The sequence below is a fragment of the Acetobacter aceti genome (genome assembly GCF_002005445.1).
In the GTDB taxonomy this organism is placed as follows: Bacteria; Pseudomonadota; Alphaproteobacteria; order Acetobacterales; family Acetobacteraceae; genus Acetobacter; species Acetobacter aceti_B.
This window is the reverse complement of sequence record NZ_CP014692.1, coordinates 1,295,740-1,310,899: the sequence shown is the minus strand read 5'-3', so window position 1 is coordinate 1,310,899 and position 15,160 is coordinate 1,295,740. Positions and strand designations below refer to the sequence as shown.

At 58.8% G+C, this 15,160-nt stretch carries 12 protein-coding genes; all 12 read left to right on the top strand.

All coding sequences use genetic code 11. The features are described from left to right. Nucleotides 1-4: 4 nt before the first annotated feature. The 12 genes from A0U92_RS05915 to A0U92_RS05860 all read left to right on the top strand — a co-directional run bounded on the left by A0U92_RS05915 (nucleotide 5) and on the right by A0U92_RS05860 (nucleotide 14,972). A complete protein-coding gene (locus A0U92_RS05915) occupies nucleotides 5-1,717 on the top strand; it encodes a nitrite/sulfite reductase (protein ID WP_077812423.1) in 1,713 nt (570 codons plus the stop codon). Then, a complete protein-coding gene (locus A0U92_RS05910) occupies nucleotides 1,704-2,198 on the top strand; it encodes a DUF934 domain-containing protein (RefSeq protein WP_077812422.1) in 495 nt (164 codons plus the stop codon). The genes A0U92_RS05915 and A0U92_RS05910 overlap by 14 nt, the downstream gene beginning before the upstream one ends. A 325-nt stretch (nucleotides 2,199-2,523) precedes the next feature. Further along, nucleotides 2,524-3,294 carry an SDR family oxidoreductase gene (locus tag A0U92_RS05905; protein ID WP_077812421.1) on the top strand — a complete coding sequence of 257 codons (771 nt, stop codon included), beginning with the start codon at nucleotides 2,524-2,526 and terminating at the stop codon, nucleotides 3,292-3,294. 104 nt (nucleotides 3,295-3,398) lie between these two features. After that, on the top strand, nucleotides 3,399-4,742 hold the full coding sequence (locus A0U92_RS05900; protein ID WP_077812420.1) for a GntT/GntP/DsdX family permease: 1,344 nt from the start codon (nucleotides 3,399-3,401) through the stop codon (nucleotides 4,740-4,742). A 408-nt stretch (nucleotides 4,743-5,150) separates the two neighbouring features. Next, a complete protein-coding gene (locus tag A0U92_RS05895; protein WP_077812419.1) occupies nucleotides 5,151-6,368 on the top strand; it encodes an NAD(P) transhydrogenase subunit alpha in 1,218 nt (405 codons plus the stop codon). Nucleotides 6,369-6,372: 4 nt separating this feature from the next. Next, nucleotides 6,373-6,702, top strand: a complete 330-nt coding sequence (locus A0U92_RS05890; RefSeq protein WP_077812418.1) for an NAD(P) transhydrogenase subunit alpha part 2 — start codon at nucleotides 6,373-6,375, stop codon at nucleotides 6,700-6,702. 4 nt (nucleotides 6,703-6,706) lie between these two features. Next, nucleotides 6,707-8,134: an NAD(P)(+) transhydrogenase (Re/Si-specific) subunit beta gene (locus tag A0U92_RS05885; protein ID WP_077812417.1), complete on the top strand. Its 1,428-nt coding sequence runs from the start codon at nucleotides 6,707-6,709 to the stop codon at nucleotides 8,132-8,134. A gap of 43 nt (nucleotides 8,135-8,177) precedes the next feature. After that, nucleotides 8,178-9,206, top strand: a complete 1,029-nt coding sequence (adhP, locus tag A0U92_RS05880; protein WP_077812416.1) for an alcohol dehydrogenase AdhP — start codon at nucleotides 8,178-8,180, stop codon at nucleotides 9,204-9,206. Between the two features lie 68 nt (nucleotides 9,207-9,274). Then, entirely contained in the window at nucleotides 9,275-10,666 is a 1,392-nt protein-coding gene (locus tag A0U92_RS05875) for an NAD-dependent succinate-semialdehyde dehydrogenase (RefSeq protein ID WP_077812415.1), read from the top strand. A gap of 222 nt (nucleotides 10,667-10,888) precedes the next feature. Next, complete coding sequence (locus A0U92_RS05870; RefSeq protein ID WP_077812414.1) at nucleotides 10,889-13,006, top strand: glycosyltransferase N-terminal domain-containing protein; 2,118 nt, start codon at nucleotides 10,889-10,891, stop codon at nucleotides 13,004-13,006. Nucleotides 13,007-13,020: 14 nt separating this feature from the next. Continuing rightward, the gene (gene lpxK, locus A0U92_RS05865; RefSeq protein WP_408736111.1) at nucleotides 13,021-14,019 is read left to right on the top strand and encodes a tetraacyldisaccharide 4'-kinase; all 999 of its coding nucleotides are present in this window, start codon (nucleotides 13,021-13,023) and stop codon (nucleotides 14,017-14,019) included. Beyond that, entirely contained in the window at nucleotides 14,016-14,972 is a 957-nt protein-coding gene (locus tag A0U92_RS05860; RefSeq protein ID WP_077812412.1) for a lysophospholipid acyltransferase family protein, read from the top strand. Before lpxK ends, A0U92_RS05860 begins: the two co-directional genes overlap by 4 nt. Nucleotides 14,973-15,160 lie beyond the last annotated feature (188 nt).

Below are 15,160 nucleotides of genomic sequence, written 5' to 3'. Positions count from 1 at the left end.
CGCCATGTCAACAGAAACCATGACACGCGCTGAAGCTGCTCCCGCCGTGCTGCCGGTCGGCCGTTACGGTTACGATCAGATCGATCGCACCTTCCTGCGTGAACGGATCGAGCAGTTCCGCGATCAGGTCAATCGCCGCATTGCCGGTGATCTGACCGAAGAAGAATTCAAGCCACTGCGCCTGATGAACGGGCTGTATCTCCAGTTGCACGCCTACATGCTGCGTGTGGCGGTGCCTTATGGCACGCTGGGCAGCAAGCAGGTCCGCGCCCTCGCCCGCATCGCCCGCGAGTTCGACAAGGGTTACGGACACTTCACCACGCGTCAGAACATCCAGTTCAACTGGATCAAGCTGGAAGACACCGTGGCGGCGCTGGAAGTGCTGGCGGAAGCCGACATGCACGCCATCCAGACCAGCGGCAACTGCATCCGCAACATCACCTCGGACGAGTTCGCAGGCGCGGCGAAGGATGAGCTGCTCGACCCGCGCGTCCATGCGGAAATCCTGCGTCAGTGGTCCACGCTGCACCCGGAATTCACTTTCCTGCCGCGTAAATTCAAGTTCGCCATTTCCGGCAGTCCGCATGACCGGGTTGTCGCACGGTTCCACGATATCGGTCTGATCGCCCGTCCCGGCCCACATGGTCGGCCTGTTTTCGAGGTATTCGTCGGTGGCGGTCTTGGTCGTACGCCCATCGTGGGTGTCAGCCTGCGCGACGATCTGCCTGAAGAAGATCTGCTCGCCTATATGGAAGCGATCCTGCGCGTCTATAACGCCCACGGACGTCGCGATAACATCTACAAGGCGCGCATCAAGATCCTCGTGCAGGCCCTTGGCACAGACGAATTCCGTCGGCAGGTCGAGGAAGAATTCGTGGCCATGGACCGGGCGCGCTATCGGATCGAGCCGGGCCTTGTTGAAGCGATCAAGGCCCGCTTCGGCGCACCCGCTTTCGCTCCTGCGGGCGAGGCTGTCGCCGTGCTGGCTGAGGACCGTCGCCGTGACATCGCGTTCGACGCCTGGGTGCGCACCAACACGCACGAACACAAGGCGCCGGGCTATATTTCTGTTGTCATCTCGCTGAAACCGGCGGGCGGCATTCCGGGTGATGCGACCGCTGAACAGCTTGATCTGCTGGCCGATCTCGCCGACGAATTCAGCTTTGGCGAACTGCGTGTGACCCACCTCCAGAACGTGGTTCTGGGTCATGTCCGGCAGGACCAGTTGCACACGGTCTGGCAGCGTCTGTCACAGGCTGGCCTCGGCACGGCCAACGTGAACTTCATCACCGACATCGTCGCCTGCCCCGGCCTTGATTACTGCGCTCTGGCCAATGCCCGCTCGATCCCCATCGCGCAGAAGCTCAGTTCCCGGTTCGCCAATCTGGAGCTTCAGCGTGAGATTGGTGATCTGCGGATCAATATTTCGGGCTGCATCAATGCCTGCGGTCATCACCACGCCGCGCATCTGGGGATTCTTGGCGTAGACAAGCGCGGACAGGAAGCCTTCCAGATCACGCTCGGCGGATCGGGCGAGGAAGATGCGTCCATCGGCCAGATTCTCGGCCCGGCCATGGCTGAAGATGAAACGGTCGATGCCGTCTCAAGGCTGATTGATCTCTATCTCGTGCGTCGTGAAAACGGCGAACGGTTTCTGGATACCTACCGCCGCGTCGGCACGGCTGCCTTCAAGGATGTTGTTTATGCCCCTGCTTGAGAATGGCCATCCGGTCGAGGACACATGGCGCTACGCAGTCGAGAGCGAGGCGCTTGGCGCAGGGGATATCATCGTGCCTTTCGACAGGCTGAGCGAAGGTCTTGGTCGTACAGAAGGTCGCCTGGGTGTGGTGCTTCCAAACAGTGAGTCCGTTTCGACTCTGAAAGAAGCGCTTCCGAAACTGGCTCTTGTTGTCGTCACATTTCCGATATTCCGTGATGGCCGCGCTTTCAGTCAGGCGCGCGCCCTTCGGGAGCATCTGCATTTCACGGGAAAAATCCGGGCTTCCGGCCATATTCTTCCAGATCAGTATGAATTTCTGCTCCGCTGCGGCGTTGACAGCGTGGAAGTTTCCGGAAATACCGATATGGCGCCGTGGGAACAGGCTCTCCGTCGCTTCACGATTGCGACCCAGCCCTCTCCGGTGCTGGACGAGAAGCCGACCGGTTTCGGGTTGCGCCGCTTCCTTGCGACGCCCTGAACCACCCGGCAATCGCCTGAACCACTGAAACGGCTGCAACCTGATATCCCACTCAGGTGCGGCCTTTTTATTGGCAAAAAGAGCTCTCCCCAGCCATCGGAAGCGACTGTGTTGCTTTGTGAGGGTTCGGAGCAGAGCCCCGAAAAATCACCACACCTGCATTTGCAAAATATACGCAGATTGCGAATGCTTTCATCACAAATGTGTGCGGATACAATTGATCCTCATGAAAAAGTTAGCGGCATTTACTGAAAGAGTGTTGCGCTGATGGTCGAGTTTGCCCCTATGGTATGAGAACTAAAAATAACAATATCGAATCAGAAACATGCCCCCTAAAGACCTGTTTTCCCTTCATGGTCGTCGCGCCCTTATCACAGGTTCTTCACGAGGCATCGGCCTTGCTCTGGCCAAGGGGCTCGGTGAATATGGTGCGGAGATTGTTCTGAACGGACGCAATCCGGACGCTCTTGAACAGGCCCAGTCTCTGCTGCAGGACGCCGGCGTAGAATCCTCACTCTCCGCTTTTGATGCGACAGATCAGGCTGCCGTCATTTCTGCTGTCGATACAATCGAGCAGACGCATGGTCCCATTGATATCCTTATCAACAATGCAGGCATTCAGAGACGGGCTCCGCTGGAAGATTTCCCCCGCGACGACTGGGATGCGCTCATGGCGACCAATCTCAACGCCGTCTTCTTCGTCGGACAGGCTGTCGCACGCCACATGATCGGCCGCAGGAAGGGAAAGATCGTCAATATCTGCTCTGTGCAGAGCGAACTTGCCCGTCCCGGAATTGCTCCTTACACAGCGGCGAAAGGCGCTGTAAAAAACCTGACCAAGGGGATGGCGACGGACTGGGCGAAGCATGGCCTGCAGATCAACGGGCTTGCGCCCGGCTATTTTGAAACGGAGATGAATGCAGCGCTCGTGAATGATGCAGCTTTCACAGAATGGTTGTGCAAGCGTACGCCCGCCGCCCGTTGGGGCAAGGTCGAGGAACTTATCGGCGCTGCGGTGTTTCTTTCCTCTGACGCCTCAAGCTTTGTAAATGGGCACATCCTGATGGTCGATGGTGGCGTTACCGCCTCCCTGTAAGAAAAGAACCCCGTGAGCGCCTGTGCTATCCAGATACGTCGCTGAAGCACAGGAGAGAATATCTCTGAAGACAGACAGTCTCATAATCGGAAACAATAAGAATAATGAGTCCACTGTTCGCCATAATCCTGACTACATGCGCTATTCTCAGTATCATTATACTGATTGCGCGTTTTCGTCTGAACCCTTTCATTGTCCTGTTCGTCACCTCCATTGTCATTGCCCTCATCGCGGGCATGCCAGCGGACAAGGTAGTCGGATCGTTCGAGTCAGGAGCCGGTCACGTGCTCGGGCATGTGGGAACCGTCATTGCCCTCGGGACCATGCTTGGGAAAATGCTGACCGAGTCAGGAGGGGCGGATCAGATCGCCCTGACGATTTCCCGCAAGGCGGGCCGCGGCCACGCGGACTGGGCCATGATGGTTATCGGCCTGCTGGTCGGACTGCCTGTTTTCTTTGAAATCGGCTTCGTGCTGCTGATCCCGATCGCCTTTGTTCTGGCGGCACGGACCAACACATCCCTTCTGCGTATCGCACTCCCCATGGGCGCCGCGCTTTCCGTGACCCACGCCCTGATCCCGCCTCATCCAGCGGCCCTGCTCGCGGTCAGCGCCTATCACGCCAATATCGGCAAAACCATTTTCTATGGGCTGCTTGTCGGCATCCCCACCGCCATCATCGCCGGACCAGTCTTCGGGCGTTTCGCCGCCAGTCATGTGCCTTTGCTCGAAGAGAACCCGATGGCCGCACAGTTTGTCAGCGCAAAACCGCCTGAAAACATGCCCGGCTTCACAGTGACACTTCTGACCATCCTCTCACCGGTCATACTGATGCTTCTGGGCTCGGGTGCGGATTTCATCTCCGCGCCGCATACGATCCTGAACACCAGCCTGCATTTCCTCGGCAACACAGTGATCGCCCTGACGCTGGCGACCATCCTCTCCTTTTATGTGCTGGGTCTCGCTCGTGGTTTTTCACGAGAGACGATCCTGCGCTTTTCGACGGAATGTCTGGGCCCTACAGCCCTGATCATGATTCTCGTCGGCGCAGGTGGTGGTTTTGGAAAGGTTCTCATCGATAGCGGCATCTCGGATGCGATTACACATGCAGCTCTGGGCGCTCACATGCCGCTTCTGGTTCTGGCGTGGCTGCTGGCGGTCATCGTCCGTGTCGCCTGCGGCTCGGCAACGGTCGCCATGGCCACGGCTTCAGGGATCGTTGCGCCCATTCTCAGCCATGCGCCGTCGATTTCTCCAGAACTCATGGTGCTGGTGACGGGCGCAGGTTCCGTGGCGCTTGGCCCCATGAACGATGCCGGGTTCTGGCAGATCAAGGAATATCTTGGTCTGACGGTACCTCAGACGCTCAAGACATGGTCCGTTCTGGAAACACTGATTGCCGTGTGCGGACTGGTTTTCTGCCTGATCGGCTCGCTGTTTCTGCACTAGGCCTTTTCGACCTTGAAGTCCGCCCGTCCCTGAGACCAGCTTAACGAGAGGAATTCGATCTCACTCGGGCGAACACGCTCATCATCAGACCATGGCGGTTGACTCCCGCACAGTGTGACAGCCTGACCTGTCTGCCCTTAGATCTTCTCGGCTTGCCTCCCATGATCGTGGCTTCCCAAAAACATGATCAAGAAAATTTTTTGTGTACGACAGTATTTTTCAGATAATTCTTTCAAACAGAATAAGACCATTTAATTACAATTGATGCACGTCAAGGACGCCACATCTTTCTATCGCTAAATAATCATCAATATTGAGCGGGTCCTACGCGGACCCCTCCCTCCTGAGAGAAGTCTGTAAATCCTCTGTAAATCCAGAGTCCCAATTCCAGAAAATGGATACTGATCAATGAGCCTTACAATCGCGGCGATCAGGGAGAGAGAACAGGGAGAGCGCCGTGTTGCGCTTATCCCTCTGGTGGCTCAACGCCTCCAGCATATGGGCTGCACCACTGCCCTCGAAACCGAGGCTGGCGCTGCGTCCTTCTATCCCGACGCAACATACAAGGACACGACGATACGGAGCGATGTCGGCACGCTGCTTGCCGGCGCTGACGTTGTCCTTGCCGTCAATCCCCCCACTCCGGATATGATCGCCAGAATGCGGTCAGGCTCCATCCTGATTTCCTTCATCTACGGACGCACCCATCCGGATGTGGTCAAGGCGTTGCAGGCGCAGAAAATCACCTGCTTCGCCATGGAACAGATCCCCCGCATCAGCCGTGCACAGGCCATGGACGCCCTGTCCAGCCAGGCCACGCTCGCCGGGTATTACGCCGTTCTGCTCGGCACCGTTCACATGCCGAAAATCCTTCCCATGATGACCACCGCCGTCGGTTCACTGAGAGCCGCGCAGGTTCTGGTCATGGGACTGGGTGTCGCCGGATTGCAGGCGCTGGCGACCGCAGGCCGTCTGGGCGCTGTGACCGAAGGCTATGACGTCCGGCCCGAGACAAAAGAGGAAGCGCACTCCCTCGGGGCGAAGTTCGTCGAAACAGGCGTGGATGCCACCGGTCAGGGCGGTTATGCCCGCGAGCTGACCGCGGACGAAAAGATCAAGGTCAAATCCGTCCTGTCCGATCACATCGCCCATGCCGATCTGATCGTCACCACCGCCGCCGTGCCGGGCCGGAAAGCGCCTCGCCTGATCGACGCTGAACAGATTTCAAAAATGAAACCGGGCGCCGTCATCATCGATATGGGCGCGGAAGGTGGCGGCAACTGTGAAGGCACTGTCGCTGGCCAGACGGTTCAGGTCGGACCCGCCATTCTTGTCGGCCCTGTTAACCTGCCATCCTGCCTTTCCGAGCAGGCCAGCGAGCTCTATTCGAAAAACATTCTGAATCTGCTCCAGCAGATCATCAAGGACGGGAAACTGTCCCTCGACATGACGGACGAGGTGATCGCCAAGACACTCGTCACTCATGACGGAAAGATCACCAACGACGGTGTGCGGGAAGCGATCGAGGGACCAGCGCGAACAGCGGCCCCGTCGTCGGTCTCAGCACCGGCCTCCACTCAGGCACCGCCTCCTCCCGCCGCGCCGACCACGGGATCGAAAGGGTAATCCAATGCCAGTGACATCCATGACTTTCATCATAGCGCTGTATATTTTCATGCTGGCGGCTTTCACCGGATATGTCGTCATCAGCCGCGTTCCATCGATCCTGCACACCCCGCTGATGTCAGGCTCCAACTTCATCCACGGCATCGTCGTTGTGGGCGCTCTCAGCGTGCTGCTGTCCGCCACCAATATCCCTGAACAGGTCATCGGCTTCATTGGTGTTCTTTTCGGCGCGGGCAACGTGATGGGCGGTTATGTCGTCACGGATCGCATGCTGGCCATGTTCAAGCCCAGCACGCAGAAACCCGCGCAGAAAGCGCAGGACGGGAAGGCCTGATCCAATGAGCGCTGTTGATTACGTCATCGGTCTGAGCGGGCTCATCGCCTCCGGACTGTTCATTTATGGCCTCAAGGGAATGTCTTCCCCCGTCACGGCAGTGCGCGGCATCGTCATCGCAGGCTGGGGCATGGCCTTTGTTGTCGCGGTCGCCTTCCTGCAGGCGTTCAATGTCCCCGACGAGGTGCTGCCTCACCTTCCCGTCAATCTGGGGCTTGCCGTCATCGCCCTGCTCCTCGGCGGCGCCTGGGCGGGCTGGAAAGGCAAGACCGTCGCCATGACGGCGATGCCGCAGATGGTCGCCCTGTTCAACGGCATGGGTGGCGGTTCCGCCGCCGCCATCTCGGCTGTTGCGCTCCTCCGTCACAACGAGACCGATGCGCTGCATCTGGGCGTGACGGTGCTGGGTGGCCTGATCGGCTGCGTCTCGCTGACAGGCTCTCTCATCGCCTGGGCAAAACTCGACGGACGCCTGAAAAAACCGATGCGGTTCAAGGGCCAGCAGATCTTCAATCTTCTGGTCTTCCTTGGAACCGCTGTTCTGGGCGGAATGGCGGTCGTGACGCAGATGCAGGGCGCGCCGGAAGCAGGTCTGTTCTCGCTGCTGTTCTTCCTCGGCGCCCTCTTCTTCGGTCTCTGCATGACCGTGCCGATCGGCGGCGCGGACATGCCGGTCGTGATCTCGCTCTACAACGCCTTCACGGGCCTCGCTGTCGGTCTTGAAGGCTACGTCATGGCCGATCCGGCCCTGATGATCGCCGGTATGGTCGTCGGTTCCGCCGGCACGCTGCTGACGCTGCTCATGGCCAAGGCGATGAATCGTTCGATCGCCAACGTGCTGTTCAGCAATTTCGGGGCGTCTTCCGGTGAGGCTGCCGGTGGTCCGCAGGGCAAGATGAAGTCAACGGACCCGGCGGATGCTGCCTCCACGATGCGTTACGCATCCAGTGTGATCATCATTCCGGGTTACGGTCTGGCCGTGGCCCAGGCGCAGCAGAAGCTGTACGAGATGGTGAAGATGCTCCAGACCGCCGGTGTGGACGTGAAATTCGCCATCCACCCCGTTGCCGGACGCATGCCGGGTCACATGAATGTGCTGCTCGCCGAAGCCGGCGTGCCTTACGACATGATCTATGACATGGACGACATCAACGACAGCTTCAAGACTACCGATGTCGCTCTGGTGATTGGTGCGAACGACGTGGTGAATCCATCCGCCCGCACCGACAAGTCCTCGCCGATCTACGGCATGCCGATCCTCAACGCGGATCAGGCGAAACAGGTGTTTGTCATCAAGCGTGGTCAGGGCACCGGCTATTCGGGCGTGCAGAACCCGCTGTTCTTCCTTGACAACACGACCATGATCTTTGGAGACGCGCAGGCGGTCCTGAGCAAGATGGTCGAGGCCCTCAAGGCGCTTGGCACAAACTGAGCAGCAACTGAACGACAGACCATAACGCAAAGGAAACAGAGTGATGGCAGGCAAGATGAAAGCCGCAGTCGCCCATGAGTTCAACAAACCGTTGACGATTGAGGAACTCGACATTCCGACGATCAACCAGAACCAGATTCTGGTGAAGATGGACGCCTGTGGCGTGTGTCACACCGATCTGCACGCTGTGCGTGGCGACTGGCCCGTCAAACCGACTCTTCCGTTCATTCCCGGTCATGAGGGCGTCGGGCACGTGGTTCAGGTTGGCAGCAACGTGAACTGGGTGAAGGAAGGCGACTATGTGGGAGTGCCTTACCTCTACTCTGCCTGCGGCCACTGTCTGCACTGTCTTGGTGGCTGGGAGACCCTGTGTGAGAAGCAGGAAGATACCGGCTATACCGTCAACGGCTGCTTTGCCGAGTATGTCGTCGCGGACCCGAACTATGTCGCCCATATCCCCAAGGGCGCGGACCCCCTTCAGGTTGCGCCGGTTCTCTGCGCCGGACTGACGGTCTACAAGGCGCTGAAGATGACGGACACGAAACCCGGTGACTGGGTAGCCGTGTCCGGCGTCGGCGGTCTGGGCCAGATGGCGATGCAGTATGGTGTCGCCATGGGCAAGAACATGATCGCCGTGGACATTGACGACGAAAAACTGGCGACGGCGAAGAAACTGGGCGCGGCGCTCACCGTTAACGCCAGGGACACGGACCCCGCCGCCTTCATCCAGAAAGAAGTCGGTGGCGCTCAGGGCGTGGTTGTCACCGCCGTTTCCCGTATCGCCTTTTCTCAGGCGATGGGCTATGCACGACGCGGCGGAACAATCGTTCTCAATGGCCTGCCGCCGGGAGATTTCCCGGTGTCGATTTTCGACATGGTCATGAATGGAACGACGGTCCGAGGGTCAATCGTGGGTACGCGTCTCGATATGATCGAGGCGCTGTCATTCTTTGCAGACGGAAAGGTGCATTCGGTTGTGAAACCGGACAAGCTGGAAAACATCAACCGTATCTTTGATGATCTGGAAAACGGTCGCATTGATGGCCGTGTCGTTCTGGATTTCCGGAACTGAGCCCGGTCGCTGCCTGAGTATGAACGCGGCATCCTCAACTGCACCGCAACAAGAAAGGAATTAGGCACATGGCCTACGCAACGACAAATCCATTCACAAATGAACAGATCAAGGTGTTCCCGAACGCGACGGACGCCGAAATTGATACAGCTCTTGATTCGGCCCATAATGCGTTCCTGTCCTGGCGCACCACCTCCTTCGCCGAGCGTGCGAAGGTGATGCAGAAAGCCGCTGATATTCTGCGCGCCAACATCGACGAATACTCCAAGCTGCTGACCCTCGAGATGGGCAAGGTTTTCGGCGAGGCCAAGGCCGAGACGGAACTGTCCGCCGCCATCTTCGAATACTACGCAAAGAACGCAGAGAAGCTGCTGGCTCCTGAAGAACTGCCCGTCGCCAACAGGGACGAAGGTCGCGCGAAGGTCATCCATCAGCCGCTGGGCGTTCTGCTCGCCGTCGAGCCGTGGAACTTCCCGTTCTATCAGGTCGCCCGCATCATTGCGCCCCAGCTTTCCGCCGGTAACACGGTTGTTCTGAAGCATGCTTCCAACGTGCCGCAGTGTGCTGCCGCCATGGACAAGCTGATGATCGAAGCCGGTCTGCCAAAGGGTGCGTTCCAGAACCTGTATCCGACGCACGATCAGGTTTCCCGCATCCTTGCCGATCACCGCGTGTGCGGTCTGGCCCTGACGGGATCTGAAGGGGCTGGCTCACGTCTGGCAGCAGAAGCTGGTCAGGCTCTGAAGAAGTGCACGATGGAACTGGGTGGCGCGGACGCCTTCATCGTTCTTGAAGACGCCGACCTCGAGAAGACCGTGAAGTGGGCCGTGTTCGGCCGTCACTGGAACGCCGGTCAGGTCTGCGTGTCTTCCAAGCGCATGATCATCGTTGACGCTGTTTATGACGAGTTCATGAAGCAGTATCGTGATGGCGTCGCAAAGCTGAAAATGGGCGACCCGATGGACCCGGCCACCACGCTGGCTCCGCTGTCTTCCCAGAAGGCCGCTGACGATCTGAAGAAGCAGGTTGAAGGGGCTGTCGCAGCCGGAGCGAAAGCGGAAGAGATCCCGCTGGAGATGCCGAACGCAGGCGCATTCTTCCGCCCTGTCATTCTGACGGACGTGAAGGACGGCAACCCCGCCATGCGCGAGGAGTTCTTTGGCCCGGTCTCCATGATCTTCCGCGTGAAGGACGAAGCCGAAGCCGTCCGTATGGCCAATGACAGCCCGTATGGCCTTGGCGGTTCCGTCTTCACGAAGGACGAGGCTCGCGGCGTTCGCGTGGCCGAGCAGATCGAAACCGGCATGGTGTTCGTCAATCACCCGACGATGGTGAAGGCTGACCTGCCGTTCGGTGGCGTGCTGCGCTCCGGCTTCGGTCGCGAACTGATCGGCCTCGGCATCAAGGAATTCGTCAACCACAAGCTGGTGGACGTTGTTGATATCGACGCACCGTTCTGAAGACTGCGTCTGGAGGCGGGAGAGAAATCTCCTGTCTCCACTCTGTCTGAATCCGGTTTTCCCTTGCGGGGAGACCGGATTTTTTTGTGTTTGCGCTGCTGGAAGAAAAGACTGTTACCGCCGCAGACCGTCACGATGACTGGCAGTCCGAAAACTCGACGTCAGGCCATCAATCCCCTCGCCTTACTTTCCGCCTCTCCTTCCGCGTGCTAACCGCTGGACATGCAGGCCGGTTCCGCATCATCTCCTCCCTCCAGAACGGTTTCTGCCAGTCTGGGCCAGCGTCTCCTTGAGACCGCCATCCGTGGCTGGCTCGGGTTCGCCCTGCGCACGACCCGATGGCGCTTTGAGGCGACGCCTCAAGCCAGAGCTCTTCTGCTTCAGGAGCGTGGAGACGGAAGACAGCCGGGTCTGCTCGTCGCTTTCTGGCATGAAGCGCTCGCCCTTTCCCCGGCGCTCTGGTGGTGGACCGAGCCGCGCAACCCCTCCATGCGATTGCATGTCCTGATCAGCCGCAACAATGACGGGCGGCTGATCGCCCGGATCGTCACACCGTGGCGCATTCCACCGATCCATGGCTCCTCCGACAAAAAGGGCAAGAACAAGGGCGGAGCCGCGGCTCTCCGGCAGATCCGTCAGGTTCTGGCTCAGGGACATACCGTCGCCGTCATGCCGGATGGCCCGAAAGGACCGCGCCGAGTCATACAACCCGGCATTCTGGCGCTCGCTGAAAAGTCTGGAATCCCCATTCTGCCCGTCGGCGTACAATGTACCTGCCTCCGCGCGTCTTCCTGGGACCGGATGATCCTGCCGCTTCCGTTTGGCCGAGGCCGGATTGTCTGTGGGGAGCCTGTTCATGTGAAACCGGGAGAGCGTGAGGCAGCAGGCCAGACTCTCACGCTCCGCCTGACCACAGCCCAGGACGAAGCCGGACAGCCTGCGGACACTTATCCCGACACTCTCGCCTCCATGCCGGCGCAATCCGTGGCGGAAGGACCGGCGCGCATTCCCTCCGAACCGAACAGGGCAGCACCAGCACGACCTCCCATCCTCTGGTCAATCCTCACATCCCTCCTCGCCCCCGGTCTGGTCGTCATGCTCCGTGTGCGCGTGCGCCGGGGCAAGGAAATCAGTTCCCGCACAAGAGAACGTCTGGGTTTCGCAGCGATGCGTCGTCCGGATGGTCCGCTCATCTGGATTCATGCCGCCAGTGTCGGCGAAACCCTCTCCGTCATCCCGGTTATCCGGATCATTATGGAGAGGCCGTCAGCACCCGCCATTCTTGTCACGACCGGCACCGTCACCGCCGCCGCGATACTGACGCGAGAACTACCTGAAGCCATGCAGGCAGGTCGCATCAGGCATAGCTTCGTGCCGCTCGATGTGCCCCGATGGATAAGGCGTTTTCTGCATGAGTGGAGACCGGACGGGCTGGTCCTGACCGAAAGCGAGTTGTGGCCGAACATGATCGGAGCCTGTAACGCAGCGGGACTGCCGGTCATGCTGGTGAACGGCCGCCTGTCCCGGTCGGCGCTGACCGGATGGCGAAAGCTGCCCCGCATGGCTGGAAACATGATGAGCGCGCTGTCGTGGATCGCCGCGCGTTCACCGGAAGACGCCGCACGTTTCAGAATGCTCGGCGCATCGAACGTATTCTGTGACGGCGACCTGAAGACAGCCGCCCCTCCCCTCGCCGCTGATGCCACCGCGCTTGACGCCGCCCGCAAGGCCATCGGTGAGCGGCCCGTGTGGATTGCGGCCTCGACCCATCCCGGTGAGGAAAAACAGATCCTCGACGCGGCGAAAATTCTGAGAAAAGCGTATCCCGATCTTCTGACAATCATCGCGCCCCGTCATCCCGAACGCGGCGCAGCCATCGCCGAAGAAGTGAAGGCCGCTTTTCCTTCACAGGATCACACTCCCCGCCGCTCACAGGGCGAATGGTCCGATGCGACGGCCCCCGTCTGGATTGTCGACACCCTCGGGGAACTCGGCATCCTGTTCCGGCTGTCACGCATCGTTTTCATGGGAAACAGCCTGATTGCCCCGGACATTCCCATAGCCGGAGGCGGACATAATCCGCTTGAGCCAGCCCGGCTGGGGTGCGCGATCCTGACCGGACCGGCCATCGACAATTTCGAAGAAGCCTTTGCCGCTCTCGGCGATGCAGTCAGTATTGTTCATTCCGCCCAGGAGCTTGCCAACAGGGTTAAAACCCTTCTCGATGATCCCATACAGGCGGAAGAGCTTGGCCGCATGGGAGAACGGGTCGCTACACGTGACCGGAACCTTCCTACACGACTGGCGGACCTCATCTGCCGGACCTGTCGTACACCATGACCGGGATTCTTCGCCTGCGCGCGCCTTCTTTCTGGTTTCGCCCTCCCGGTTTCTTCAGCACCTTACTGAGTCCTCTGGCATACCTTGTCGGTCAGGTTGCAAAAGCGCGCAGGAAACGTCCCGGCTGGCAGGCATCTGTTCCTGTTCTGTGTGTAGGCAACCTCACGGTCGGGGGCACCGGAAAAACCACGACCGTGCTTGATCTCATTGAGCGGCTGCGTCAGCGGGGCGCCGTCGTGCACTGCCTGACCCGCGGCTATCGAGGACAGGCCGTGAAGGATCACGCTCCGCTGCGGGTCGATCCTGTCCACCACACGGCAGCGGATGTTGGTGATGAACCCCTGCTTCTCGCCGCCGCGGCCCCCTGCTGGGTCAGCCCCGACCGTGCGGCGTCAGCCCGTGCCGCGATTGCTGCCGGAGCCACCTGCCTGATCATGGATGATGGTTTCCAGAATCCCGGACTACACAAGGATTTTTCCTTTGTTCTGGTGGATGGCGCGGTCGGGTTCGGCAACCGGTGCGTACTGCCTGCAGGGCCATTACGGGAACCGCTCAGTGCCGGACTGGCTGCCGCGAACGCTGTTGTCATCACGGGAGAGGATCTGTGCGGCATTCAGAAAAGCCTTTCAGGCAGGGTTCCTTATCCGGTGCTGAAGGCGGAGCTACAGATGGAGCAATCTGTCACTGCATTGCGTCATGAAAAGGTCATCGCCTTTGCCGGTCTCGCCCGTCCCGACAAATTCTTTGCCTGCCTGAACGAAAATGGCGTCGTCCCTGTGAAATGCATTCCTTTTCCGGACCACCACAGTTTCACCCCGAGCGATCTTGCTCACATATCCAGTCTCGCTGCACAGTATTCGGCCAGATTGGTCACCACCCCCAAAGACGCTGCACGGCTTCCTGATGCTTTTCGACAGAAAATCAGCGTGGTGAATGTGGGGTTGAAATGGGTCGAGATGGAGCAACTGGATTCTATTCTTGACCATTTGATGGAACAGATACCTCGATCATGACTTCAACTTCCCATTCTCCCTCCAATGATAAACGTCAGTCCGTTCCGCTTCATATGAAACTGGAAGCTTTTGCTGCCCGCTGCACGTTATGGCTCCTGCGGCAGGTCCGCCCGGCAACTTCTTCCAATATCGGAGGGAAACTGTGCTCCAGGATTGGTCCGCTGCTTCCTGTTTCGAAAATAGCCGACACCAATCTCCGTCTCGCCATGCCCGAACTGGACAAGCGAGAACGGAAACGCATCATCAAAGGAGTCTGGGAGAATCTGGGGCGTACCGTGGGTGAGTTCCCCCATATCGCATCCCTGAAAGAAGACATGCCGGACGGACCTGGGTTTGAAGTGATTGGAAAGGAGCACCTGCGCGCTGTGGCCCGTAATGGAGGTCCGGCTCTTTTTGTCTCGGGTCATATCGGCAACTGGGAAATGCTTCCTCCCGCCGTCGCGCACTATGGAGCGGGGTTCGCCTCTTTTTATCGTGCGGCCGGCAATCCGCTGGTGGACCGGATGATCCGTGACCTGCGTGATACCGCGATGGATGAACCGCTTCCGCTGTTTGCAAAAGGTGCAAAAGGAGCTAGGGACGCGTTGCGATGGGTGGCGACAGGACATCGGCTGGGAATGCTGGTCGATCAGAAAATGAATGACGGCATTGAAGCGCGTTTTTTCAACCAGCCGGCGATGACCGCACCTGCTCTGGCGGCTATAGCCCTGAAATTCCGTTGCCCCGTCATCCCTGGACATGTGCAGCGTCTCGGGCCGGCACGCCTGCGGATTATTGTCGAACCTCCGATGAGCCTGCCTGACACAGGCAACCGTCAGAATGATGTCGCCACGTTTACGCAGGCCATCAATGACAGGCTTGAAGCGTGGATCCGGGCAAGACCCGAGAGCTGGCTATGGCTGCATCGGCGCTGGCCAAAAGAGATTTACAGCGCGTCGAATCAATTCAAGTGACAGGACGATTCTGATCGAAAACAGGTCTTTCCGCCTACAAAACGATCTCTTTTCGCTCTTGTTGCATATTTTTTGTGCATATATTATCCAAAATAGATCATTTTTTAATCTTAAATTTTACTATCCTTTATCTTTTTGTATCTTTTTGATCACAGTTTTCTCGACCTGCCTCTTATGGAAGCGTTCAC